Source organism: Trinickia dinghuensis (genome assembly GCF_003367175.1).
GTDB classification, from domain to species: Bacteria; Pseudomonadota; Gammaproteobacteria; order Burkholderiales; family Burkholderiaceae; genus Trinickia; species Trinickia dinghuensis.
Genome location: NZ_QRGA01000003.1, coordinates 388,804 through 411,745 on the forward strand (window position 1 = coordinate 388,804; position 22,942 = coordinate 411,745).

Sequence of the window (22,942 nt, forward strand, 5' to 3'; positions counted from 1 at the left end):
TTGACCCGATAGGGGGCAGGGTCAATATTGCACCCGATCAAAGACGGCCGAGGGGTGTCCCATGTGACGAACGAGCAACAAAAAAGCCCGCCGAGTGGCGGGCAAAAATCGCGCTTCAATCTCTTTCTGAGGATCGAGGGTCCAGACAGCGGGGCCGTCCCGACAGCAGGGCCGGCTTCCGATCCGCCCGCCCTGCCTTTTATGGTGTCGATTACTCGACGTGTTCGCCGTGCAGCACCACGTCGAGACCTTCGCGCTCTTCCTCTTCGGCCACGCGCAGGCCGATGACGAGGTCGATGATCTTGAGCAGGACGTAGCTCAGAATGCCGCTGTAGACGAGCGTCGTCAGCACGCCCTTGGCTTGCAGCAGCAGGCTGCCGTCTGCGCCGCCGATGTCCTTGACCGCGAACACGCCCGTCAGCAGCGCGCCGACGATGCCGCCCACGCCGTGCACGCCGAAGCAGTCGAGCGAATCGTCGTAGCCGAGCTTCATCTTGAGCCAGGTCGCCGACCAGAAGCAGACGACACCGGCGATGAAGCCGATCGCGAGCGCACCGCCCACGCCGACGTAACCCGACGCCGGGGTGATCGCCACGAGGCCGGCCACAGCGCCCGACGCGATGCCCAGCGCGGACGGCTTGCCCTTCGCGATCCACTCGACGAACATCCAGCCGAGTGCCGCGCAAGCGGTCGCCACTTGGGTCGTCAGCATCGCGAAGCCCGCACGGCCGTCAGCCGCGACCGCCGAACCGGCATTGAAGCCGAACCAGCCCACCCACAGCATCGCGGCGCCGATCAGCGTCAGCACCAGGTTGTGCGGCGCCATCGCCTCGCGGCCATAGCCGACGCGCTTGCCGAGCACCAGGGCGCAAACGAGGCCCGCGATACCGGCGTTGATGTGCACGACGGTGCCGCCTGCGAAGTCGAGAATGCCGGCGGACGAGAGCCAGCCCGTCGGTTCCCAGACCATGTGCGCGATCGGTGCATAAACGATGATCGACCACAGCGACATGAACACGAGCATCGCCGAGAACTTCATGCGATCGGCGAACGCACCGGTGATCAGCGCCGGCGTGATGATCGCGAACGTCATTTGATAGACGAAATAGACGGTCTCGGGAATCGTCGGCGCGAGGTGGCTCACGGTGAGCGTCGTCGCCTTGTCGCCGTGGATGTAGTTCATCCCGGCCAGCAGCACGCGCGAGAACCCGCCGATGAACGCGTTGCCCGGCGTGAACGCGAGGCTATAGCCGATCACCGTCCAGATCACCGTGACGACGCAGGTGATCGCGAAGCTTTGCATCACCGTGGCGAGCACGTTCTTCTTGCGCACCATGCCGCCGTAGAACAGCGCCAAGCCGGGGATCGTCATGAACAACACGAGCGCGGTCGAGGTCAGCATCCAGGCCGTGTCGCCCGAATTGATCTTGGAGGCGTCGACCGAGAACGGGGCCGTCGGCGTGGCCGGCGCGGCGGCAGCCGCGGGTGCGGCCGCGGCGGGGGCCGACGCTTCGGGCGCTGCGGCGTTCGACGCTGCGCTCGCCTGGGCCGCGGCGGCGGGAGTGGACGCGGCCGCGGCGGGGGCCGACGACGCGTCGTCGGCGAGCGCGGTGCCCAGGCTGCCCGCGAGCAGCGTGGCGGCCATCGCCAAGGACATCAATAGTTTGCGCATCTTTCGGTTTCCTCTTTGTCGCTAAATATTCGAATCTTGGATTTCGAACTACAGGGCCTCGGCGCCCGTTTCCCCGGTGCGGATGCGAATCACCTGCTCGATCGGCGTGACGAAGATCTTGCCGTCGCCGATCTTGCCCGTGCGGGCAGCGCGCTCGATCGCTTCGATTGCCTGCTCGACGATGTCGTCCGACACGGCGGCCTCGATCTTGACCTTCGGCAGAAAGTCGACGACGTACTCGGCGCCGCGATAGAGCTCGGTGTGTCCCTTCTGACGCCCGAAACCCTTCACTTCGGTGACCGTGATGCCCGACACGCCGATCGCCGACAGCGCCTCGCGCGCCTCATCGAGCTTGAACGGCTTGATGATTGCGGTAATGAGCTTCATGAAAGTCCTCTTTTCGTTGCGAAAACTGTGCTGTGTTGCCGCGCGCCGTGCCGGCAATTCCGCCGGCGTCGGGTGCGAGCCCCCGATTCGTGGGGCCATAAAAGCAACAGCCGTGCCATGCGAGCCCCGGCGGAGCCGGGAACGAGGCGTGCGTACTTGGCCGCCGAGCCGGCCGAACGGCCAACGACGGGCCGTTCCGCTGGCGCGGCCCTTCGATCGTTGCTAGAGTGTTCGCACGCCCAAGATTCGGGTACGCACCAACGGTGCTCGTCGATGCACGAGCGCGCGCCATACGACGCACCAACTTCGGTCATGTGTGCGCCGGTGGCGCAAGTCGGGAGAACAGCTGCACATTTTTTGTGCAACGAAGGGGAACAAAATGAAGCAACCCAATGATTTATTTCAGGATTTTCAGAACCGCATGAGCGATCTGCTCAAGAATTCGCCCGCGAAGGACGTCGAGCGCAACGTGAAGGCCATGCTGTCGCAGGGCTTTTCGAAGCTCGACCTCGTCACGCGCGAGGAATTCGATACGCAAACGCAGGTGCTGCTGCGCACGCGCACGCGTCTAGAGGAACTCGAGCGCCGCGTGGCAGAGCTCGAGCAGCGGCTCGCCACGTCGCAAGAGTCTTAGTCCCCAGCGCGCCGCAACGGCGCGCACGCCCGATCGCGCAAGCGGGCGCTCGCCTCACGACGAAATATCGAGCCCGGGCCGCAGAGCCGGCCGGCTCTGCATGACGGCGCCTCTCGGATGCCGTCCGATCCGGAGAGATGCCATGTCGCTTGCCGTGGTGCGTTCGCGCGCGCCGGCCGCCGGCCGCGCGCCTGAAGTAACCGTCGAAGTTCATCTTGCCAACGGGCTCCCGTCGTTTTCGATTGTGGGTTTGCCCGATCTCGAAGTCCGAGAGAGCCGCGAGCGCGTGCGCGCCGCGCTGCAGAACTGCGGCTTCGATTTCCCAGTCCGCCGTATCACTGTCAATTTGGCGCCTGCCGATCTGCCGAAAGAATCGGGGCGCTTCGATCTGCCGATCGCGCTCGGCATCCTGGCGGCGAGCGCGCAGATCCCGGCCGCCTCGCTCGCCGAGCGCGAGTTTGCGGGCGAACTCTCACTGACGGGTGCGCTGCGGCCCATGCGCGGGGCGTTCGCGATGGCGTGCGGGACGGCGCGCAGTCATCGCGGCTTGCCGTCGTTGATGGCGGCGCCCCCGGTACGCGCAAACATGGGCAACGAGGCGGGCGGCGGTGCGTCGCCGCACGATTCGAGCGACCCGCCCGGCGACATCCCCGAGTTGTATTTGCCGGCCGCAAGCGCGGGAGAAGCCGCGCTCGTGCCCGGCGTGGCCGTGTTCGGTGCAGCAGACTTGCCTTCGCTCTGCGCGCACCTTAGCGGGGAACGAGACGCGCGGCTCGTCCCGATCGCGCCGCCTCCGATCGAGCGGGTGGCACCAGGCGCCGCGCCGCCCGACATGGCGGACGTCATCGGGCAACATGGCGCGCGACGCGCGCTCGAAGTGGCCGCCGCGGGCGGACATCACGTGCTGATGGTCGGCCCGCCCGGGGCGGGAAAATCGATGCTGGCCGCGCGGTTGCCGAGCTTGTTGCCGCCGATGACGGACGACGAAGCGCTCAGTTCGGCCGCGCTGCTTTCGGCCAGTGCGTATGGTTTTTCGCCGGCGCACTGGCGGCAAAGGCCGTTTCGCTCGCCTCATCACTCGTCGAGCGCGGCCGCGCTCGTGGGTGGACGCAATCCGCCGCAGCCCGGAGAGATCACGCTGGCGCACCTCGGGGTCCTATTTCTCGACGAGTTGCCCGAATTCGATCGCCATGTGCTGGAGATGTTGCGCGAGCCTCTGGAGGTCGACCGCATCACGATCTCCCGTGCGGCGCTGCAGGCCGATTTCCCGGCCGCTTGCCAACTCGTTGCGGCGATGAACCCGTGTCCGTGCGGCTGGCGCGGCGATCCGGGTGGGCGGTGCCGATGTACGTCCGACATGGCGGCACGCTATCTCCGCAAACTCTCGGGCCCGCTAGTCGATCGCATCGACATTCAGATCGAGTTGCCGGCGCTGACGCCGGCCGAGTTGAGCGCTCGCGCCGCGGAAAGCGGCGAGCCGAGCGCCGTGGTCGCGGGACGCGTCGCCCTGGCCCGGGAGCGGCAGATCCGTCGACAGGGCAAGTGCAATCGCGAACTGACGGGGCGCGAGACCGACGAGGTTTGCCGCCTGGATTGCGCGGGCGAATCGCTGCTGCGCGAGGCGAGCGAACGCTTCAGATGGTCGGCGCGGGCTTATTACAGAGTGCTGAAGGTGGCACGATCGATCGCCGATCTGGCCGGCGATGTCACACCGAATGCTGGGCACATCGCGGAAGCGATTCAATACCGGCGAGTCCTTCCGACCGGGTGATCGGCTAGCTGCATCGGTCGGCTAATTGCCGAACCGCGTTAGGCGTCGGGAGTGCGCCAGTCGACGCCACCGGGGGCAATCCCGATTTCATAGCGGTCTAGAAATCCCGGAAGCGCCCTGTGGCGAGCCGGAGGGATCGAGTCTCCACGGGGGACGAGCACTGCTCGATCGCTGAAGACCGCAACCGAGGGGGCGTTTGCGTAGCGCGACACGAAGTAAATCCCGTCTAGCCCGTGGACGTTATTGTGTATCGCGAGGCTCCAGAGATTCGGCACCGTGTAGTCGGGCACCGACAGCACACCGGCATTGAAGCCAAAGCGCCACAATGGCGCGGTCAAATCCGCAAGGCGCAGAGGCCTCGCCTCGTCAAGACCGAGCGTCGCAACAGACCGCTCCGTGATGTCCGATTCGTCGATCATGTGCGGGGCGGACGCGTCAATACCATGATATCGGCCTCGCATAATCGACTCTGCCAAGCACACTTCCAATGACGGCGACGCGTACAACACCCCATATTCGTCGTTGGGCGCTCGAACCGATACGTCGTGCCTGTGACCGCGCGTCGGTTGTAATGAATCGGGTCGTAGGTTCGCCGGTGGATCCGATGCAGGTTTGTCACCGACAGATTCAACTCATGGGTCGGTATCCGCGCGCTGTCAAAGCCCTCCGGCGGAAGCGGACAATCGAAGCTCGCAGGCGCGCTGCTCTCCTCGATCGTCAAATCGCCCCCTGGTCGCCAACGAGATCCCGGACCGCGAGGTCGACAACGTGGTTCACGTCCTCCTTAACGTCGAGAACGATCTCTCGAGGAGATCTTCCGCGAAGGGCGTCGCGCTTGGACACCATGAACGAATGAATAACCCAGCAGTTCGATTTTGCGTCGACGAAGGGCCGCAGCGCAGCCTTCAGACGATCGGGCTCTGCGTCGAACTGCCACTTAGGGTACCGAAAACCACGTGTTTTCCCAGGCGGAAGCAGCGCATAGAGCGCCCCCTTCTGACGCTCCTCATTAATCGAGCGCTCATTGCGGCCCGCGTAGTCGCGTGCCTCCAGCAATCCGAGGTTGTCCGGACTGTCATACATTTCCAGGGCAAACCGACGCCCACGCGCTCGAGCAGCCGCCAGCGGGTCGCCCGTTTCGCTTGGTGCTTTCTCCGTGCTCGCTACCTTGGAAAAAAATTGCTCCGGCTTCTTTACAGCCGCTGCCAACGTGCCAGCGGCGCTAACTTGGGCCTCTGCAGAGACTTTTGCGAACGCACACGCAAGGACATCCACAGCACGCGCCGCCGGCCTGCTATGGATCTGCTTTAGGACCTCTTTGGCCAAACTCTGATACTCAGCCCGCGCAGCCACGGTCTTAAGGGGCCGACCGATAAGCCGAGCCTCCTTTAAACCGCCCCGCGCTTGCGCGCGCTTGCCGTTACAGATTTCCAAAAGCTTATCGGCACGGACGGCTGAGTTTCGCTGGTCCTGCATCGTCTTGGAGTCGTTCGGAAAAAACCTGCACGCCAAAGGTCGGCCGTCCACGAGAAAAGTAACGACTACGCCCGATTGATGCGCCCCTTTTTTGCTTACGTAAGTTGCATCGGTGACCCCATTCTCATTGGTTGCGAGATGGGGCGAATGTTCGTCGCAGCTGGCGGCGCGGTTTGTGAGCTTGGTCATGTCACCATCGTAGTTCATGACTTTCATGACGTCAATTTCCGAAGCGACACTGCTCCAATGCCGGAAGCGCGCTTCGGCCGGGGGTGTCTCCTCACTAGATCCGGCGAGCATCGAAGTGTCGAGCATATGTCACCACCCTTCGTTGTCCGAAGTAGCCGACAAAGGTCGCCGCCCCGTTCGGATCGAGCCCGTCAGGTAAACACGGGCCACATCACAAAATCGCCCCCGCCTACCCGCCATTTTTCAGATCGTAAGAACGAAAAAATCGCTGTCAAGACTTGACTTATGCACACATTGCCAGTTTGTTACATCTGACGCCCGTTTAAAGGCAGCGCGTGAGCATCCGGCCACATTCCCTTGATTTTTATGATCTTTTTCAGAGTGCCGCGTTCATGTGCAATGCGTCAACAAGGCCAGCCTGTGGGCTTCTCGGACCGACGGAGACGATTTCCCCACAGACTTATCCACACCCTCTGTGGATAGCCGAAAAACCCATGAGAAATCCGGGGATTAGCGTCATTTCTTGCGATGGAACCTTCACTCGCATGTGCCCCTATCATTCGTCGAAATGCGCCAACTACTCGAGCTTCAGCGAGCCGAAAAATTGATCGGACTGCTCCTGCGGCGGCATATGCGCCGCGATGACGGCCGCCTGATAGACATGCCGCCCGCGGGCGGCGATCCAAGCGTGAATCGTCCGCTGCTCGTGCACCTCGCCTGCCGCCCCCGTCGCGACGACATCCACACCGGGCGCGGCCGCTCCTGCCGCCACCGGCACTTGCACCGCATGCTCGGCCGGAGCCGCGCTGACATTGCGGGCAAGCGCGCCGCGCAAAGCGCCAGCCACGGCTTGCCGCAGCTGGTCGTCGTCGCGCGGCAGATCGATGACCGCGATCGAAAAGACAGCGCCTTGCGTATGCGCCGCCCGCACGTGCATCGGCAGCGCGTTGCCGGCGATGTCGACCTGCCGCTCGTCGGCGAATGGCTTGGCCGGCAAATCGATGGCATAGCCTTCGGCCGCATCCGTCACCGTTCTCCAGTTGTAGGCCGGCGAGCACGCGGCGGCCAGCGTCACGCCGACCAGCACTGGCAGTCCGACCGAAGAAAGCCCGCGCAGGCGCGAAAGACACGACGAAAAATAAGACAAAAGGCGAGACAAGCGAGACAGGCGCATAGACGGCGGAGGGATCGAAACGAGACACATCGGCGAAAACACCATTATCCGCCATCGCGCGGTCAAGCCTGCGAGCCTTCAGCCGGCCGGTGACGGCAGCCGTCGGCCGTTTTCGCCGAATACGGGTAAAATGGCGACGCCGAATCGCGCCGACCGGGCCGCCTGCCATCGAGCCACCCGCATTTTGTCCGCCGCGATCGTCCGCACGAGGTCGTCACCATGAGCCAAACCCCAGTTTCCCCCGCCCGCCGCAACGGAGCGCTGCGCTACGTCGCGTTCGCCTGCGCCGCCGCGGCGATTGCGATCGCCGGCTATTTCACGTTCGGCCGCAGCCAGCACGTGCCCGCAGCAACGTTCACGCTGCTGTCAGGGCAGAAGGTGTCGACGTCCGACTTGAAGGGCAAGGTCTACCTCGTCAACTTCTGGGCGACCGACTGCGAAACCTGCATCAAGGAAATGCCGCAGATGGTCGACACGTACAACCGCTTCAAGGGCCGTGGCCTGGAGTTCGTCGCCGTCGCGATGCAATACGATGCGCCGATGTACGTCGTCAACTACACGCAAACGCGCAAGCTGCCGTTCAAAGTGGCCATGGACGACGGCACCGCGGCCAAGCAGTTCGGCAACGTGCAAATGACGCCGACGACGTTCGTCGTCGACAAAAACGGCACGATTCTGAAGCGCTACGTCGGCGAGCCGCAGTTCGCCGAACTCGACCAGTTGCTGAAGAAGGCGCTCGGCTCGGCCTGAGCCTGAACCGGCGTCCTAGCCCATCGGCGCTCGACGTCACACGATCCGCGCCGCGCGCCGAACTTAAAGTCTTAGCCTCCTTCCTTCCCGGCCTCGCCTCGTTCGGCGAGGCCGTATCGTTTGATCTTCTCGTAGAGCGTCGCCTTGCCGATCTGCAGTTCGTCCGCCGCGGCCGAAACCGCGCCGCCGTGCTGCTCGAGCACTTCGGCGATGACCGCCCGCTCGAACTGTTCGACGCGCTCTTTCAGCGCGCATGCCGGCCCGCCGCCGGCCACGCCTGCGCTCGATGCGGTGTCGATCCCAAGCACGAGCCGGTCGGCCGCGTTGCGCAGTTCGCGCACGTTGCCGGGCCAATCGCGCGCCATGAGATCCGCGCGCTGGCGCGCGGTCAGCATTGGCGCAGGCCGGCCGTAGCGCACGGCGGCCTCGAGCACGAAGTGTTCGATCAGCGGCACGATGTCCTCGCGGCGCTCCGCGAGCGGCGGCACGTCGATCGTCACGACGTTGAGCCGATAGAGCAGATCGCGCCGGAACGTGCCTGCCGCGACGAGCGCCTGCATATCGCCCTTGGCCGCCGCCACGACACGCAAATCCACGCGCACGGGCTGGTTCGAACCCAACCGCTCGAGCGTGCCTTCCTGTAACACGCGCAGCAGCTTCACTTGCAACGGCGGCGGCATGCTCTCGATCTCGTCGAGAAACACCGTCCCGCCCGACGCATATTCCAGTTTGCCGATGCGGCGTTTCGCCGCGCCGGTGAAAGCGCCGGGTTCGTAGCCGAACATTTCCGACTCGAACATCGATTCGGGCAGTGCACCGCAATTGACGGCCACGAACGGCTTCTCCTCGCGCGGCGACAACTCGTGCAGGCTGCGGGCGACGAGTTCCTTACCTGCTCCCGTATCGCCGATGACGAGCACCGGCGCGTCGGTCGGCGCGATATTGACGATGAGCCGGCGCACCTCGCCGATCGCCGCGCTGCGGCCGATGATGCGCGGCACTAGGGCATCGCGCGCGGCCAGCTCGCGGCGCAGCGCGACGTTTTCCAGAACGAGGCGGCGGCGCTCGAGCGCACGCCGCACGGTGTCGACCAGCCGCTCGGAGGCGAACGGCTTTTCGACGAAGTCGTAGGCGCCGTCGCGCATCGCCTGCACGGCCATGGAGATGTCGCCGTGCCCTGTCACGAGGATGACCGGAACGTCCGGAGCCGTGTCGTGGCATTGCGCGAGGAGATCGAGCCCGCTCGCGCCGGGTAGCCGGACATCGCTGACGATGACGCCCGCGAACCGCTCGTCGAGGGTACCGAGCGCGTCCATCGCCGCCTCCACGGATCCGTAGCCGCTGACCGCAAGCCCGGCTAATTGCAGGCTTTGCACGCTCGCTCGCCGCACGAGTTCGTCGTCCTCGATGAAGATCACTTGTGGGTTGTCGGTCGTCGTCGCGTTCATACCGGTTTCGAAATTCAGGAGACCTAAAAAGTTTGCACCGAACCAGCACTAGGTTGGCGAAGCGGTGTCGCGCTGCGCCACGGCCGCGTGCGCGGGCAAGGCTGCCCGGCGCAGCGTCAAGACGAACGCGGCGCCGCCGCCCGACTCGTTGCGTGCAGCAAGCGATCCGCCGCAATCGCGCGCGATCGAGGACGCGATGGCCAAGCCGAGTCCGAGCCCCTTGCCCACTTCCTTCGTCGTGAAGAACGGCTCGAACAGCCGCGGCAGCACGTCGTCGGGAATACCGGGGCCATTGTCGCGCACGGCGATCGCCAGCGCGTCGCGACCCGCGTCGATATCGATCGACAGGCGCGGGGCCGCTGCGGATTCCATCGACTCCATCGCATCGAGCGCGTTGCCGATCAAATTGATGAGGGCCTGCTCGAGACGCAGGCCGTCGCAATAGGCAATCAAAGCCGAGGACTCGTCATTTAGATCCAGCAGTTGGTAAGCGTTCGCATCGCCTGCCGTTTCCGGCGGCGGCGCATCCGGCAATTGCGGCACTTGCGGCACTTGCGGCAATTCCCCGGCGAGCTCACGTATGCGCACCTGAAGGGGGACGCGCTGCAGCCGCTCCCGCAGCAGTTGCAATGCGTTGCGCAGCGCCCGGGCGAGCGGCGAACACGCATTGCTCGGCTGCGCCCGGCCGACGAACAGCTTCAATTGATTCGTGATCTTCCCCATGCGATCGGTCAGCGCGGCGATCGCCTCCAAGTTTTCGCGCGCGTCGGGCAGCGCACCGCGCTCGATCAGGATGCGCGTGTTGTCGGAAAACGTGCGCAGCGCCGCGAGCGGTTGATTGAGTTCGTGCGTGATGCCGGCGGCCATTTGCCCGAGCGCGGCGAGCTTGCTCGTTTGCAGCAACTCGGCGTGCGCCGCGCGTAACTCGTTTTCGGCGCGCGTGCGCTCGGCCACCTCGGTCTGCAATTGCGCGTTGGCGGCGGACAGATCGGCCGTGCGGGCCTCGACACGCCGGTTCAATTCCGCGTAGGCCGCTTGCAGCATCGCGCGCCCGGTCTCCATATCGCGTGCCCGCGCGCGGCGCATGCGCCAGTAGAACGCGAGCAAGCACAGCGAGATGAAGCCGAACCCCACGGCGGCGGTCGCATTGCGCGCATCGTCGATAACCGAGTTCACCGGAGCCAGCGTCATCAACTGCCAATCGGGCACACTGATCGGACGCTGTGCCAGCAAGTAATACGGTGAAGGGCCGCGAGCGCCGATGCGCACGATTCGCGCACCGGGGGTATCGAGCGCACGCACCGGCCTGATCGGCAGCCGCGCGATCGGCGCCCCGTCATACTGGCGCGTCTGTTCTATTGAAGCCGCCACGCTGCTGGGCAGGTCCCGCACCGCGTGGTATTTCCAAGCGCGCACCGACGACAGAAAAATCACGCCGTGCTTGTCGACGACGAGCACCGGCTCATTGGCGTCCGTACCCGGAAACCATTCGAGATTGAGCTTGAGAACGGCCGCACCGACGATGCGCCCGTTGCGGCGAACGGGCTGCGAGATGTAGTAGCCGGGCACGTGCGAGACGGTGCCGATGCCGAAGAAGCGGCCCACGCGCGCGCCGATCGCATCGACGAAATACGGACGGAATCGGTACTGCGATCCGACGAAGCTGTCCGAGCGGTCCCAATTGCTGGCCGCGAGGCACAGGCCGTCCGCACGGATGATGTAGGTGACGTCTGCATGCGCGTGCGCGTTCGCGTCTTCGAGATAGCGATTGGCTCGCGCGATCGCGTCGGGCGAACCCGTATCGAGCGCCTCGCCGACGAGGGGATGGCTCGCCACCAGATAGGAAAGCGATTCGTAGCGCTCGAGCGTGTCGCCGAGCGCGCTGGCCGTGCGGTCGGCCCGCACGGCGGCCTGCTGCTGCAACACGTCGATCCCGCGCAGCCACGTGATGCGCCAGGTTGCGGCGCACACTGCGAGCAGCGCCGCGGAAAGCACGAGAACGACGGTCAGACGGCGCGTCACGATGGCGGATTCCGGACAAAAACCTGGCCTATTGTGGCATAGCCATCCGGCCGGACACCCGCCCCAAGCGCATCAAACGCCGGCGGTGTTCGTCTCCGCCCCGGCCTCGACGGCGCGGCCGCCGCGACCGAGCGCCGCGCGCAGCTTCGAGCGGTCGAGCTCCTTCTCCCAAGCCGAGACGACGACCGTTGCCACGCCGTTGCCGACGATGTTCGTCAGCGCGCGGCACTCGCTCATGAAGCGGTCGATGCCGAGGATCAGCACCATGCCCGAGAGCGGAATCGTCGGCACGACGGCGAGCGTCGCCGCGAGGGTGATGAAGCCGGCGCCCGTCACGCCGCTCGCGCCCTTGGACGTCAGCATCGCCACGGCGATCAGCGTGAGCTGCTGCATGAGCGTGAGATCGGTGTTCGTTGCTTGCGCGATGAACAGCACGGCCATCGTCATGTAGATGTTGGTGCCGTCGAGATTGAACGAGTAGCCCGTGGGCACCACGAGTCCGACGACCGAACGCGAGCAGCCGAGATTCTCGAGCTTGCCCATCAGTTGCGGCAGCGCGGCTTCCGACGAACTCGTGCCGAGCACGATCAGCATCTCTTCCTTGATGTAGGCGACGAAGCGGACGATGTTGAAGCCGACGAGGCGCGCGACAGTGCCGAGCACGACGAGCACGAACACGATCGAGGTCAGATAGAACGTGCCGATCAGCTTCATCAGCGGCAGCAGCGAGCCGAGGCCGTACTTGCCGATCGTGAAGGCCATCGCGCCGAAGGCGCCGATCGGCGCGAGCTTCGTCACGATGCGCACGATCCCGAACAGCACCTGCGAGAGGCTTTCGATGAACTCGGTGACGGGCTTGCCGCGTTCGCCGATCGTCGCGAGCACGCTGCCGAACAACAGGGCGATCAGCAGGATCTGGAGCACCTCCCCTTGAGCGAACGCATCGGCGATCGTGCTCGGGATGATGTGCATGAAGAAGTCGACCGCGCTCTGGCCGTGCGCCTTCGCCGCATACGAAGCCACGGCTTTGCCGTCGAGCGAGTGGACGTCGACGTTGAAACCCGCGCCCGGCTTCAGCACGTGCGTGGCGATGAGACCGAGCATGAGCGCGAAGGTCGAGATGACTTCGAAATAGAGCAGCGCCTTGCCGCCGACGCGGCCGACCTTCTTCATGTCCTCCATGCCGGCGATGCCGGTGACGACCGTGCAGAAGATGATCGGACCGATGACCATCTTCACGAGCTTGATGAATGCGTCCCCGAACGGCTTCATGTCGATGGCGAGGGCGCTCGAGTAGTGCCCGAGCACGACGCCGGCGATGATCGCCGCGATGACCTGCAGATAGAGGATCTTATAGAAGGGCTTCTTTAGAGGACGCATCGGTTGTCTCCCAGCTTAGGAATGATTCGAGAGGCCAGGGCGACCGCTCGTGGGGTCCATCGATTGCAAGGTCGATGCCAATGCGCAACGTGACACAAGTCGTTAATTTTATTGAATTTTTAAAAGCAAAAGACTTTCATTCGTCCAGGTTCCCAGAAAGCTGGAGAATCGACGTCCAGCCGCCCGGACTCCTCAATCCGTCTGAATCTCAAGCCTTGTAGAGTCGAATTCAATTTACGGGGGTACAAATAAGCATTGACAAGTGATTTATCGGGGGTACACTATTTGCTGGACATCTCGTACGATCCAAGCAAGAGCCGAGCAAACGTCATCGATCGAGGACTATCGTTCGAGGCAGCGCGTGACTTCGAAATGGCCGACGCATTGATAGTGGAAGACGGTCGAAGGGAGTATCCGGAACGACGGTTCCAGGCGCTCGGCTATATCGACGATCGGTTGCACATGCTGGTATTTACGCCTCGCGACGGTAAGGTGCACGTCATCAGTCTGCGCAAGGCGAACCAGCGAGAAATCAGGCGATATGAGGCGATATGAGCAAGCGAAAAGTGAATGAGCCAGCAGATGACAATCCCGCTTGGAGCGAGGCGGAGTTCACCCGAGCGCGCCCGGCGGAAGCGGTACTGCCCGAACTGTTCGGTCAGCCTGCCGCCGAACAAATGCTGAAGCGCCGCGGACGCCCCAAATCTGCGGACGCAAAAATCGCGCTGAAGTTACGAATCGATCCCGATGTCGTCGCAGCCTATAGAGCGCAAGGCGCTGGCTGGCAAACTCGCATCAACGACGCACTACGCGATTACGCGAAATCGCACGGGTTGCTTTAAGCCGTCGATTGAAGCAAAAACGCGGCGGCCCTAAGGCGAACGCCTCAAACCACGCCTTCTACTAACAATTACATCGCTCTTTTGTACTGGCCGAGATGCATCGCACCATGCCGGCCGACCTCCTGGCGGCCTGCTACCGGGACGAATGGCACCGAGCGGCCTTGATCCCGACCCTATGGTACCTAGTCTGGACGCATCAAATCGGCGCCAACCTGGACGAGACGCTGACCATGGCTTCACCGATCTGGAGCCTCGGCGTATGAACACCCTGACCCAAATGTCCTTCATTCCGGGAACCGAGGTGCTGTTCCTCGGCCGTCCGCACCGCATCGCGCAGGCCGTGGATTTCGACGAGGTGCTGCTGCGCGACCTCGAAACCAAGCAAGTGGTGCGCGCGAAGCTCATCGACCTTCAAATCGTTCAGCCCACGTCCGTGAGGCCCCGGCCGGACTTACTGTCGATCGAGGAATCCGACTGGTCGGAGGCCGAACGCCGCGAAGCGATCATCCGGCCGCTGCTCGCCCAGCACGGGCGCAAGCGCGACGACGTCGTGGCGCGCGCCGCAGAGTTCGGGCTGCACGCGAACACCCTATACAAATCGCTCAAGGCCTACGAGTCCGCGGGGCTCATGACCGCCCTGCTCCCCAAGCAGCAACGCAAGGACAAGGCCGCAACCAAGCTTCAGGCAGAGATCGAGGCGATCATCGAAGACGTCATCAAGACGGAATACCTGACGACGCAGAAGAAATCGAAGCAGTGGGTCTGCAACGAGGTGAGGCGCCGCTGCAGTGCCGCCGATGGCGATGTACCGCAAGGCCATCTTCGGCGACGAGCGCCAGCCCGGCGTCGGCCTGCCGGCGCGCATCCAGGACGAGGACCGGCTTCGGCTCGACCTGATGCCGTTCGAGGAACGGACCGTCCAGGACTACGGCGTCGTGATCGACGATATCCACTACTACAGCGACGTGCTGCGCCGCTGGATCAATGCGCCGGACCCGCAAAAGCCGAAGTACAAGCGCAAGCTCATGTTCCGCCGTGACCCGCGCGACATCAGCGCGATCTGGTTCTACGACCCGGAACTCGGCCAATACTTCACGATCCCGTACCGGGACACGTCGCACCCGCCCATCAGCGTGTGGGAACTGCGCGAAGCGAAGAAGGCGCTTGAAGATCAGGGGCGGCAGCACCTCGACGAGCGCGCCATCTTCGATGCCTACGAGCGCATGCGCGAAATCGAGCGCTCGGCACAGGCGAACACGACTGCGGCACGCCGCGCCCAGCAGCGGCGGAAGCTGGGGCTCGCCGCGCCGAAGCCACGGGGTAGCGCCACGCCCCCGATCGCACTGGCAGACGAAGTTCCGCCTGCGAACCCAGCGAGTATCCAGCCCTTCGACGAATTGGACGACATGGCATGAGCGTCGACCACCTGAACGAGGCGACCGCCAGATTGCTCGACCCCGACGACGCGGCGCGCATCGAGCGCATCCGCTCGCCGCGCTGGATAGGCCACCCGCGCGCCAAAGAGGTGCTGGCCAAGCTCGAGGATCTGCTGACTTACCCGAAGTCGCACCGTATGCCGAACCCGCTGATCGTCGGCGACACTAACAACGGCAAGACCATGCTGATCGAGCGCTTCTGCTCCCAGCATCCCGCCGACGACAACCCCGGCGGAGACGGCGTGATCGTTCCCGTGTTGTCGATCCAGGCACCGCCGGTCCCGGACGAGGGGCGCTTCTACAACGCCATCCTCGAGTTGCTGTTCGCGCCGTATAAGCCGAACGACCGAGTCGACAAGAAGCAGCTTCAGGTCGTCAAGCTGCTGCGCTACGTCGGCCTCAAGATACTGATCATCGACGAGATCCACCATGTCCTCGCCGGCAACCTGAACCGGCAGCGCGCGTTCCTAAACGTGCTTAAGTTCCTCGGCAACGAACTGCAGGTCCCCATCGTCGCCGCCGGCACGCGCGACGCCTTCCGCGCGCTTGAGCGCATCCATGATCTGGCTATCCGTAAACTTCGACTTCTTCATTGCGTAGAACTCCCTTTGCTGGAAATTCTACTTCTGATCCCGCTTACTCGACGGGGGTATTACCGTCCGCGTCACCCCATCCCCCAGTCGCTTTTATCGTTGCGTAGTCGCGCCGATCGTTGTTAAGTCGCGTTAATCGTTGGAAATGTCACCGAACGCCTCAAACCACGCCTTCGACGCCTGCGTCGTGCGCTTGTTGATCGGCGTGATAGCTCGAGCGCACCATCGCGCCCACGGCCGCGTGCGTGAAGCCCATCTTGTAGGCCTCTTCCTCGTACATCTTGAACGTGTCGGGATGCACGTACGACCGCACGGGCAGGTGATGCTCGGACGGCTGCAGATACTGGCCGATCGTCAGCATGTCGACGTCGTGCGCACGCAGATCGCGCATCACTTGCAGAATCTCTTCTTCCGTCTCGCCCAGGCCCACCATGATGCCCGACTTCGTCGGGACGTCCGGATGCAGCGCCTTGAAGTCCTTGAGCAGCTTCAGCGAGTGCGCATAGTCCGATCCGGGGCGCGCTTCCTTGTACAGACGCGGCACCGTTTCGAGGTTGTGGTTCATGACGTCGGGCGGCGCGGCGTTCAAAATCTCCAGCGCGCGGTCGAGACGGCCGCGGAAATCCGGCGTGAGAATTTCGATGCGCGTTGCAGGCGAATGCTCGCGAACCTGCCGAATGCATTCGACGAAATGCCCCGCTCCGCCGTCGCGCAAGTCGTCGCGGTCGACGCTCGTGATGACGACGTACTTGAGCTTGAGCGCCGCGATCGTGCGCGCAAGATTGCCCGGCTCTTCCGTGTCGAGCGGATCGGGACGGCCGTGGCCGACGTCGCAGAACGGGCAGCGGCGCGTGCACTTGTCGCCCATGATCATGAACGTGGCCGTGCCCTTGCCGAAACATTCGCCGATGTTCGGGCAGCTCGCCTCTTCGCACACCGTATGCAGGTTGTGCTCGCGCAGGATCTGCTTGATTTCGGAGAAACGCGAATTGCCCGTCGCCGCCCTCACCCGGATCCAATCGGGCTTTTTCAGCTTCTCGATCGGCACGATCTTGATCGGGATGCGCGCCGTCTTCGCCTGCGCCTTTTGCTTGGCGGTGGCATCGTATGGCGTTGCGGACTGCGGCGCGTCGGGAGCGCCGCTCGGGGAAGCGGTAACGTCAGTCATTCGGTGATCCAGTCGATGAGCGTGCGCGCAGCGCGCCGCCGAGGTTCGCGGCGAGGCTTGCCGCCAGGGTTTCGGCCACTTCGTTCCAGCCGGCGGCGACGCCGAGCGTCGCCATGTCGACCGTCTCCAGCCCCGCGTAGCCGCAAGGGTTGATCGCGAGAAACGGCCGCAAGTCCATCTTCACGTTCAGGCTCACGCCGTGATAGCTGCATCCGTTGCGGATTTTCAGGCCGAGCGCGGCGATCTTCGCGCCCTCGTGCCCGAGCGCCCCCTCTCCCGGCGCTACGTAGATGCCGGGCGCACCGGGCCGGCGCTCGCCGACGAGATTATACGCCGCGAGGGTGTCGATCACGCCTTGCTCGATCAGCGTGACCATTTCGCGCACCATCAGCTTGCGCCGGCGCAAATCGAGCAGCAGGTAGGCAACGACCTGCCCCGGGCCGTGATACGTGATCTGCCCGCCTCGATCGACTTTCACGAGCGGAATGGCTGGATCGGCCGCGAGCAGATGGGCGGGATCGCCGGCTTGGCCGAGCGTGAAAACGGACGGATGTTCGACGAGCCAGATTTCGTCGGGCGTTTCGGCGGTGCGCGAATCGGTGAAGGCACGCATCGTGTCGAAGCTGACGTCGTAGGGCTCAAGCCCTCGCCACCGGACGATCGGAGCCAAATCCGCGGCCGTCGCATCGAGCACGGCGGCACCGTTTGAAACCGCGTCCGGCGACGCCGCGTTCGAGGAAGACGGTAGCGCGGACACGGACGAAAGAGACGATGCGGCACACATGATGGCCGCCAGTTTACCGGAATCGGGCCCGGCTCGCCCGGGCCGGCCTTGGATCGCTCGCGCGAAATCAAGGCCGGGCCCGTCGACCGACAAACGAGGGAACGCGTCCGAAGGAACGCGTTTCTCGGCTCAGACCGTCCGCCACCCGCCCCAGCGCGTCGCCCACCAGTCGGACAAAGATCGGGCCAGATCCGCCAGCACCGCCGCACGCGAGAGCGGCGCGACGAACGCGACACAAGCCGTGCCCGGGCCTTCCGTGCTGAGCCAGAGCCGCTCCCCGGGCCGCAGGCGCAACGAGCGGCCGGGCTCGAGCCAGTAATCCTCGACATCGTTGCTGCGAGTGACCCACACCGGCGCGCCGCGCACAGCCAAACGCGTGCTGTGGGCCACCATCATCGGCATCGTTTCGCCAGGCGCGATTTCGAACGTGATACTTGAGGAAATTTGTCTCATGATCGTTCCACCCAAAAAGTGCTTCGTGGCTAGAATCCTAGGCAAGACAAGCCATTCGGCAAAACGATCAATTCTCACGCTTATGTGAGAAAAATTAACAATGCTCAACAACGGCTTCGAGGGTACCGGTGAATCTACGACAACTGCCCGCGCTCAACGCCTTGAGAACGTTCGAGGCCGCCGCGCGCCATGAAAGCTTCTCGCGCGCGGCCGACGAATTGTTCGTCACGCACGGCGCCGTCAGCCATCAGATCCGGGCGCTCGAGGACGCACTCGGCACGCCCCTATTCTTGCGCGAGGGCAAGCGTGTCCGCCTGACCGACGTCGGCTGCCGCTATGCCAAGGACGTGCGCGCCGCGCTGATGGCCCTGGCGGACGCTACGCGCGAGGTACGCGAGGGCCAGCGCGCGCGCCGGCTCGTCGTTTCGTCGTCGTCCTCGTTCTCCGCGCGCTGGATCACGCCGCGGATCGGCGGCTTCATCGAGCGGCACCCGGAGATCGATCTGGAGTTGTTGTCGACGAACACCTTGACCGATTTCACCCGCGAGGACGTCGACGTCGCCATTCGTTTCGGCGCCGGCCCCTATCCCGAGCTGCACGCCGAGCCGCTGTTGGATGAAGTGGCATTCCCCGTTTGCGCGCCGACGTTCAACGGCGGCGCGCTGCCGACAACGCCGGCCGAGCTGGCGGCATCGTCGCGGCTGCTGCGCTCGGACGATCAGATGTGGCGCGTTTGGTTCGAGGCGGCCGGCGTCGGCAACGTGCCCGAGCCGCGGCGCGGCGTGCTGTATCAGGATTCGTCGAATTTGCTGCAGGCCGCGGTGGACGGACAAGGCATCGCGCTCGTGCGCTTGTTCGAGATCGACGCGCGAAGCGCGTCGTCTCACTGGTTCGTCTGCCCGCAGCCGCTCCTGGCGAGTGCGCGGGTTCAGGCGTTCCGGATCTGGCTGATGGAAGAAGTGGAGCGCTTTCGCGCGCAGTTCACAGTACGACCTTGACCATCGGATGCCCCGTGAGGGCCCGATAGATGTCGTCGAGCTGTTCGCGGCTTTGCGCGCGCACCGTCACGGTCAGGCCCGTGTAGTTGCCGCCGCTCGAGGGCCGGATTTCGACGCGCGAAGCGTCGAATTCCGGATCGAATTGCCGCACGACGGTCGCGATCGTCTCGATGAAGTCGGGATGTGCCTTGCCCATGACTTTGATCGGAAAGTCGCAAGGAAACTCGAATAAGGACTCGTTCACCGGGCTCATGATCGCGCCTCCGTTACTTCTTCTTGCCGAACATCAGCAAGAGCGAATCCCAGACGCGGCCGCCGATACCGGCTTGCGGCACGGCCTGCAGCGCAACGACCGGGAACTGCGTGAGCGTCTTGCCGTCGGCGACGATTTGCACCGTCCCCACTGGCTGGCCGTTCGCGAGCGGCGCCACGAGCGGCTCGTTCAGCACGAACTGCGGCTTGATCTTATCGCCCATGCCGCGCGGCACGGTGATGTACTGATCGCTCTTCACGCCGACTTGCACGGTGTTGGCCGCGCCCTTGTAGACACGCGGCGTCTGCACGGGCTGGTTCGCCTTGAACAGGCGCACGGTGTCGTAAGCCGAGTAGCCGTAGTTCAGCATCTTCATGCTGTCTTGTACGCGCTCGTGCTCTTTGTCCTCGCCCATCATCACGCTCACGAGGCGACGCGACGCGTCGGCCACGCCCGGCAGCGGACGCTTGGCCGAAGCGATCAGGCAGTAGCCGGCCGCTTGCGTATGGCCCGTCTTCAAGCCGTCGACGGTCGGGTCGGTCCAGAGCAGCCGGTTGCGGTTCGGCTGCTTGATCTTGTTGTACGTGAATTCCTTGACCGCGAAGATGCTGTAGTACTCGGGGAAGTCGCGAATCAGATGGGCCGAGAGCACGGCGAGATCGGCCGCCGTCGTGTAGTGCCCCGGCGACGGCATGCCGTTCACGTCGGCGTAGTGCGTGCCCTTCATGCCGAGCCGCTGCGCTTCGGTGTTCATCATTTCGACGAAGTGCGCTTCGCTGCCGCCGACGAGTTCGGCCAGGGCGATCGCCGCGTCGTTGCCCGACTGGATGATCATGCCGTAGACGAGATCGTGCACCGTGACCGGCTTCTCGGCTTCGATGAACATCCGCGATTCGTCGTTTTTCACGCGGCGCACGGCATCGCTCGGGATCACGACCTGATCCATCGAAATCTTCTTCGTCTGCAGGGCTTCGAAGACGAGATAGGCCGTCATCAGCTTGGTCAGCGAAGCGGGCTCGACGCGCTCGTCGGCATTGCCGGACGCGAGCACTTGATTGCTCGTCGCGTCGACGAGCACCCACGACTTGGCCGTCACGGCCGGCGGCGGCACCTGCGCCGACGCGGCAGGCGCATAGGCGGCGCCCGCGATTAGCGTGGCGGCAACGAGCGCGCACACGGGCGCGGTGCGTTGAAGCGACGAGGGAACGAAGGACGAAGCAAACGACGGGAGGCAAAACGAGGAAGAACGCATAGATCGATTCGTGCAGAAGAGCGCCGCGCGCGATGCGCGCGATCGGGAAGTGCCGGCCGCCGATCGGCGGTTCTCGCCGCCCGTCACGACGCGCGATGAACGAGCGGCGCGCAAACGCGGCGCCCGTTGGACCGGCGGCGCGCGATTCGGTTCGCTCGATTCGCTCGCGGCGCCGTCAAGCGACCCGCGATGCATCGAGCAAGGCTTCGCCGACGGGGCGGTGCGAAAAAAATTGCGCCCATTATACGCGGCACATCTTGTCGAAAACGCGTCGAAAGCGCGTTTTTTCTCGGAGCGCGCGAATGCGGGCTCACGGCTCGGAAGCAGGCTGCACGGGCCTTGCGGCCCGCTCGATTCGTCAGCTTTATGGCAGTCGAATGTCAGCTCACCGCCAGGCATCGAGCATGATGCGTTTCAGGATGTGGAGCTTGCGATGAAGAAAGTGCTCCGCGCCGGGAATGACGACGATGGGCAGTTCCTGCGGCCGTGCCCAGTCGTAGACGGAACCGATCGGCACCGTGTCGTCCTGCTCGCCGTGAATGACGAGCGTATTTTCCGGCACGCTTGCCACGTCGAAGCGGCTCGCGGCCGTGCCGACGAACACCATCCGCTCGATGCTCTGCCCATGCTCGGCGAGCATGCGCGCCACGTGCGAAATCACCGCCGTGCCGAACGAAAAGCCCGCCAGCACGAGCGGCAGCGATTCCTGCCCCGGCTCGGCACGCATGTGCTCGAGCAGCGCGAGCAAATCGTCGCGCTCGCCGACGCCTTCGTTGAATTCGCCCTCGGTCTGCCCCACGCCGCGAAAATTCGAACGGTAGGTCGCGTAGCCCAGTTGCACGAGCGTGCGCGCGAGCGTTTGCGCGACCTTGTTGTCCATCGACCCGCCGAACAACGGATGCGGATGCGCGACGAGCGCGATGCCACGCGGCGCGCCCTCGGGTGCGTCGAGTGCGACTTCGATCTTGCCGACGGGGCCGTCGATCAGAAATTTCTTCGTATGAACGTTCATGGGCGGTGCCGCGCGAAAACGCTAAATTCGATCATTCGGCCGATCAGACGGGCCGATTGGGCGGGTCGATCAGCAGGCGCTCGACGACCTTGCCGTCCTTCAGGTGCGACTCGACGATTTCATCGAGGTCGGCTTCGTCGAAATAGGTGTACCAGGTGCCTTCCGGATAAATGACGACCGCCGGACCCTGCTCGCAGCGATCGAGGCAGCCGGCTTTGTTGATACGCACATTGCCCGGGCCCGCGAGGCCGAGCTTTTTCACGCGCTTTTTCGTGTGGTCGAGCATCTTCTCGGCATCGCAGCGCAGGCCGCAGCTCGGGCGCTCCGCACCGGGGTCGCGTTGATTCAAGCAGAAAAAGACGTGGTACTTGTAGAAGGAGTCCATGGTCTTGCCGTTCGCAGGGTGAGCCGGGCCGCCGCGCTTGCGGCATCGAGAACGCGCATCGCAGCGATGCGATGCGATCCTTGCGTCGCGACCGGCACGGGTGAGATGGGAAAGTCGGCCGATTATAACGAGCGTTGCGCGCGGCCGCTGGCGCCGATCAAACGACGCAGGCGGCGGATCCGGTGCCGGGCGCCGGTTCGGCGCGGCGAGGCCGCGCGCCGCCGCGCATCATTGCGTGACGGTGCCGGCCTGCATGCCGAGCCAGGCCACGAGCTGCGCCACGAATTCGTCGCTCGCGTCCGCCAGCGCCTGCACGCCGCCCGCGGCGTTGGGCATGCGCGCCGGCGCGCGCGCCACGAACGTCTGCTGCGCGATCAGCGAGCCGTTGCGCGTGAGCGTAGCCCGAGCCGTCAGCACGCCCTGGCTCTCGCTCTCGCTGTCGAACACCTGTTCGAACTGCTCGAGATCGATCGTGAGCAGCGGCGCGGTCACGGCCTGGCCGCCGCCGAGCACCGCCCCGTGCGACGCCAATGCACCGCGCACGCGCTCGGTCAACAACTGCGCGGGCCGCATCGTCCAGTGGCTGTTCGCATAGGCCGCCGTGCGGCGCGGGTCCGCATAACTCATGCGGTACAGGATGTCGTCGGTGTCGAGCGAGGCCGGCGCGCGCACGTCGAACAGACGCAGCGTCGTCATGGGGCTCGGGGAGGCCACCGGCTTTTCGGGGCCGAGGTCGTAGCGAACGTTGGCAATCGCAGCCGGCGTGCCCAACGCGCAGCCGCCCATCGCCACGATGAAACCGGCTCCCGCGAGTAGGCACGCGGCCGCGGTCAAGACGCGCGCGCGCGCCATGCGCATCGAGC

At 64.5% G+C, this 22,942-nt stretch carries 25 protein-coding genes; 8 read left to right on the plus strand and 17 right to left on the minus strand.

Annotation, left to right across the window (positions count from 1 at the left end):
- Positions 1-211: 211 nt before the first annotated feature.
- Both DWV00_RS05965 and DWV00_RS05970 read right to left on the minus strand, forming a co-directional pair.
- Positions 212-1,672, minus strand: coding sequence for an ammonium transporter (locus tag DWV00_RS05965; RefSeq protein ID WP_181885369.1), 1,461 nt, complete (start codon positions 1,670-1,672; stop codon positions 212-214).
- Between the two features lie 48 nt (positions 1,673-1,720).
- Positions 1,721-2,059 carry a P-II family nitrogen regulator gene (locus DWV00_RS05970; RefSeq protein WP_115532609.1) on the minus strand — a complete coding sequence of 113 codons (339 nt, stop codon included), beginning with the start codon at positions 2,057-2,059 and terminating at the stop codon, positions 1,721-1,723.
- A 379-nt stretch (positions 2,060-2,438) separates the two neighbouring features.
- Between DWV00_RS05970 and DWV00_RS05975 the strand changes: the two genes are divergently transcribed.
- Together DWV00_RS05975 and DWV00_RS05980 are read left to right on the plus strand one after the other, a co-directional pair.
- Positions 2,439-2,693 (plus strand): accessory factor UbiK family protein, encoded by a 255-nt coding sequence (locus DWV00_RS05975; protein ID WP_115532610.1) that lies wholly within the window; start codon positions 2,439-2,441, stop codon positions 2,691-2,693.
- 142 nt (positions 2,694-2,835) lie between these two features.
- The gene (locus DWV00_RS05980; RefSeq protein WP_115532611.1) at positions 2,836-4,464 is read left to right on the plus strand and encodes a YifB family Mg chelatase-like AAA ATPase; all 1,629 of its coding nucleotides are present in this window, start codon (positions 2,836-2,838) and stop codon (positions 4,462-4,464) included.
- A gap of 38 nt (positions 4,465-4,502) precedes the next feature.
- On the opposite strand, the gene DWV00_RS05985 is transcribed toward DWV00_RS05980, so the two are convergent.
- The 3 genes from DWV00_RS05985 to DWV00_RS05995 all read right to left on the minus strand — a co-directional run bounded on the left by DWV00_RS05985 (position 4,503) and on the right by DWV00_RS05995 (position 7,216).
- Positions 4,503-4,973, minus strand: a complete 471-nt coding sequence (locus DWV00_RS05985; RefSeq protein WP_245964737.1) for an RES domain-containing protein — start codon at positions 4,971-4,973, stop codon at positions 4,503-4,505.
- 208 nt (positions 4,974-5,181) lie between these two features.
- On the minus strand, positions 5,182-6,156 hold the full coding sequence (locus tag DWV00_RS05990) for a hypothetical protein (RefSeq protein ID WP_147297845.1): 975 nt from the start codon (positions 6,154-6,156) through the stop codon (positions 5,182-5,184).
- Between the two features lie 550 nt (positions 6,157-6,706).
- The gene (locus DWV00_RS05995; RefSeq protein ID WP_115532613.1) at positions 6,707-7,216 is read right to left on the minus strand and encodes a hypothetical protein; all 510 of its coding nucleotides are present in this window, start codon (positions 7,214-7,216) and stop codon (positions 6,707-6,709) included.
- 306 nt (positions 7,217-7,522) lie between these two features.
- Here DWV00_RS05995 and DWV00_RS06000 point away from each other — a divergent pair, with 306 nt between their 5' ends.
- Positions 7,523-8,053: a TlpA disulfide reductase family protein gene (locus DWV00_RS06000; protein WP_115532614.1), complete on the plus strand. Its 531-nt coding sequence runs from the start codon at positions 7,523-7,525 to the stop codon at positions 8,051-8,053.
- A gap of 71 nt (positions 8,054-8,124) precedes the next feature.
- Here DWV00_RS06000 and DWV00_RS06005 read toward each other — a convergent pair whose 3' ends face one another.
- From DWV00_RS06005 to DWV00_RS06015, 3 genes are all read right to left on the minus strand, one after another.
- Complete coding sequence (locus tag DWV00_RS06005) at positions 8,125-9,501, minus strand: sigma-54-dependent transcriptional regulator (protein WP_115532615.1); 1,377 nt, start codon at positions 9,499-9,501, stop codon at positions 8,125-8,127.
- Between the two features lie 48 nt (positions 9,502-9,549).
- The gene (locus DWV00_RS06010) at positions 9,550-11,523 is read right to left on the minus strand and encodes a sensor histidine kinase (RefSeq protein ID WP_115532616.1); all 1,974 of its coding nucleotides are present in this window, start codon (positions 11,521-11,523) and stop codon (positions 9,550-9,552) included.
- Between the two features lie 72 nt (positions 11,524-11,595).
- Positions 11,596-12,903, minus strand: a complete 1,308-nt coding sequence (locus DWV00_RS06015; protein WP_115532617.1) for a dicarboxylate/amino acid:cation symporter — start codon at positions 12,901-12,903, stop codon at positions 11,596-11,598.
- Between the two features lie 285 nt (positions 12,904-13,188).
- Between DWV00_RS06015 and DWV00_RS06020 the strand changes: the two genes are divergently transcribed.
- Positions 13,189-13,458, plus strand: coding sequence for a BrnT family toxin (locus DWV00_RS06020; protein ID WP_425452723.1), 270 nt, complete (start codon positions 13,189-13,191; stop codon positions 13,456-13,458).
- Positions 13,455-13,745 carry a BrnA antitoxin family protein gene (locus DWV00_RS06025; protein WP_115532618.1) on the plus strand — a complete coding sequence of 97 codons (291 nt, stop codon included), beginning with the start codon at positions 13,455-13,457 and terminating at the stop codon, positions 13,743-13,745. The genes DWV00_RS06020 and DWV00_RS06025 overlap by 4 nt, the downstream gene beginning before the upstream one ends.
- 196 nt (positions 13,746-13,941) lie before the next feature.
- On the opposite strand, the gene DWV00_RS34320 is transcribed toward DWV00_RS06025, so the two are convergent.
- Entirely contained in the window at positions 13,942-14,160 is a 219-nt protein-coding gene (locus DWV00_RS34320; RefSeq protein WP_220274664.1) for a hypothetical protein, read from the minus strand.
- 382 nt (positions 14,161-14,542) lie between these two features.
- Here DWV00_RS34320 and DWV00_RS06035 point away from each other — a divergent pair, with 382 nt between their 5' ends.
- Both DWV00_RS06035 and DWV00_RS06040 read left to right on the plus strand, forming a co-directional pair.
- Positions 14,543-15,160 (plus strand): Mu transposase C-terminal domain-containing protein, encoded by a 618-nt coding sequence (locus DWV00_RS06035; protein WP_245964738.1) that lies wholly within the window; start codon positions 14,543-14,545, stop codon positions 15,158-15,160.
- Positions 15,157-15,900, plus strand: coding sequence for a TniB family NTP-binding protein (locus DWV00_RS06040; protein ID WP_115532621.1), 744 nt, complete (start codon positions 15,157-15,159; stop codon positions 15,898-15,900). Before DWV00_RS06035 ends, DWV00_RS06040 begins: the two co-directional genes overlap by 4 nt.
- A gap of 34 nt (positions 15,901-15,934) precedes the next feature.
- On the opposite strand, the gene lipA is transcribed toward DWV00_RS06040, so the two are convergent.
- From lipA to DWV00_RS06055, 3 genes are all read right to left on the minus strand, one after another.
- A complete protein-coding gene (gene lipA / locus DWV00_RS06045; protein WP_115532622.1) occupies positions 15,935-16,942 on the minus strand; it encodes a lipoyl synthase in 1,008 nt (335 codons plus the stop codon).
- Complete coding sequence (lipB, locus tag DWV00_RS06050; RefSeq protein ID WP_115532849.1) at positions 16,935-17,726, minus strand: lipoyl(octanoyl) transferase LipB; 792 nt, start codon at positions 17,724-17,726, stop codon at positions 16,935-16,937. The genes lipA and lipB overlap by 8 nt, the downstream gene beginning before the upstream one ends.
- 129 nt (positions 17,727-17,855) lie before the next feature.
- On the minus strand, positions 17,856-18,179 hold the full coding sequence (locus tag DWV00_RS06055; protein ID WP_115532623.1) for a DUF2917 domain-containing protein: 324 nt from the start codon (positions 18,177-18,179) through the stop codon (positions 17,856-17,858).
- A gap of 128 nt (positions 18,180-18,307) precedes the next feature.
- Here DWV00_RS06055 and DWV00_RS06060 point away from each other — a divergent pair, with 128 nt between their 5' ends.
- Positions 18,308-19,177, plus strand: coding sequence for a transcriptional regulator GcvA (locus DWV00_RS06060; protein ID WP_115532624.1), 870 nt, complete (start codon positions 18,308-18,310; stop codon positions 19,175-19,177).
- Here the strand turns inward: DWV00_RS06060 and DWV00_RS06065 are convergent.
- The 5 genes from DWV00_RS06065 to DWV00_RS06085 all read right to left on the minus strand — a co-directional run bounded on the left by DWV00_RS06065 (position 19,161) and on the right by DWV00_RS06085 (position 22,937).
- The gene (locus DWV00_RS06065; protein ID WP_115532625.1) at positions 19,161-19,430 is read right to left on the minus strand and encodes a DUF493 family protein; all 270 of its coding nucleotides are present in this window, start codon (positions 19,428-19,430) and stop codon (positions 19,161-19,163) included. The genes DWV00_RS06060 and DWV00_RS06065 overlap by 17 nt on opposite strands.
- 13 nt (positions 19,431-19,443) lie before the next feature.
- On the minus strand, positions 19,444-20,682 hold the full coding sequence (locus DWV00_RS06070) for a D-alanyl-D-alanine carboxypeptidase family protein (protein ID WP_115532850.1): 1,239 nt from the start codon (positions 20,680-20,682) through the stop codon (positions 19,444-19,446).
- A gap of 385 nt (positions 20,683-21,067) precedes the next feature.
- Complete coding sequence (locus DWV00_RS06075) at positions 21,068-21,694, minus strand: alpha/beta hydrolase (RefSeq protein WP_115532626.1); 627 nt, start codon at positions 21,692-21,694, stop codon at positions 21,068-21,070.
- A 43-nt stretch (positions 21,695-21,737) separates the two neighbouring features.
- Positions 21,738-22,079 carry a (2Fe-2S) ferredoxin domain-containing protein gene (locus tag DWV00_RS06080; RefSeq protein ID WP_115532627.1) on the minus strand — a complete coding sequence of 114 codons (342 nt, stop codon included), beginning with the start codon at positions 22,077-22,079 and terminating at the stop codon, positions 21,738-21,740.
- Positions 22,080-22,307: 228 nt separating this feature from the next.
- A complete protein-coding gene (locus tag DWV00_RS06085) occupies positions 22,308-22,937 on the minus strand; it encodes an ABC-type transport auxiliary lipoprotein family protein (protein WP_425452725.1) in 630 nt (209 codons plus the stop codon).
- Positions 22,938-22,942: the final 5 nt, after the last annotated feature.

Excerpts from the sequence above, each read along its gene's own strand:
- DWV00_RS05990 (WP_147297845.1), bottom strand. The coding sequence starts at position 6,156 with ATGAAAGTCATGAACTACGATGGTGACATGACCAAGCTCACAAACCGC.
- lipB (WP_115532849.1), bottom strand. The coding sequence starts at position 17,726 with ATGTGTGCCGCATCGTCTCTTTCGTCCGTGTCCGCGCTACCGTCTTCC.
- DWV00_RS06035 (WP_245964738.1), top strand. The coding sequence starts at position 14,543 with ATGGCGATGTACCGCAAGGCCATCTTCGGCGACGAGCGCCAGCCCGGC.
- lipA (WP_115532622.1), bottom strand. The coding sequence starts at position 16,942 with ATGACTGACGTTACCGCTTCCCCGAGCGGCGCTCCCGACGCGCCGCAG.
- DWV00_RS06055 (WP_115532623.1), bottom strand. The coding sequence starts at position 18,179 with ATGAGACAAATTTCCTCAAGTATCACGTTCGAAATCGCGCCTGGCGAA.
- DWV00_RS06080 (WP_115532627.1), bottom strand. The coding sequence starts at position 22,079 with ATGGACTCCTTCTACAAGTACCACGTCTTTTTCTGCTTGAATCAACGC.
- DWV00_RS06070 (WP_115532850.1), bottom strand. The coding sequence starts at position 20,682 with ATGCGTTCTTCCTCGTTTTGCCTCCCGTCGTTTGCTTCGTCCTTCGTT.
- DWV00_RS06000 (WP_115532614.1), top strand. The coding sequence starts at position 7,523 with ATGAGCCAAACCCCAGTTTCCCCCGCCCGCCGCAACGGAGCGCTGCGC.
- DWV00_RS05970 (WP_115532609.1), bottom strand. The coding sequence starts at position 2,059 with ATGAAGCTCATTACCGCAATCATCAAGCCGTTCAAGCTCGATGAGGCG.
- DWV00_RS06015 (WP_115532617.1), bottom strand. The coding sequence starts at position 12,903 with ATGCGTCCTCTAAAGAAGCCCTTCTATAAGATCCTCTATCTGCAGGTC.
- DWV00_RS06065 (WP_115532625.1), bottom strand. The coding sequence starts at position 19,430 with ATGAGCCCGGTGAACGAGTCCTTATTCGAGTTTCCTTGCGACTTTCCG.
- DWV00_RS06075 (WP_115532626.1), bottom strand. The coding sequence starts at position 21,694 with ATGAACGTTCATACGAAGAAATTTCTGATCGACGGCCCCGTCGGCAAG.
- DWV00_RS05975 (WP_115532610.1), top strand. The coding sequence starts at position 2,439 with ATGAAGCAACCCAATGATTTATTTCAGGATTTTCAGAACCGCATGAGC.
- DWV00_RS06025 (WP_115532618.1), top strand. The coding sequence starts at position 13,455 with ATGAGCAAGCGAAAAGTGAATGAGCCAGCAGATGACAATCCCGCTTGG.
- DWV00_RS06005 (WP_115532615.1), bottom strand. The coding sequence starts at position 9,501 with ATGAACGCGACGACGACCGACAACCCACAAGTGATCTTCATCGAGGAC.
- DWV00_RS05980 (WP_115532611.1), top strand. The coding sequence starts at position 2,836 with ATGTCGCTTGCCGTGGTGCGTTCGCGCGCGCCGGCCGCCGGCCGCGCG.
- DWV00_RS06040 (WP_115532621.1), top strand. The coding sequence starts at position 15,157 with ATGAGCGTCGACCACCTGAACGAGGCGACCGCCAGATTGCTCGACCCC.
- DWV00_RS06085 (WP_425452725.1), bottom strand. The coding sequence starts at position 22,937 with ATGCGCATGGCGCGCGCGCGCGTCTTGACCGCGGCCGCGTGCCTACTC.
- DWV00_RS05965 (WP_181885369.1), bottom strand. The coding sequence starts at position 1,672 with ATGCGCAAACTATTGATGTCCTTGGCGATGGCCGCCACGCTGCTCGCG.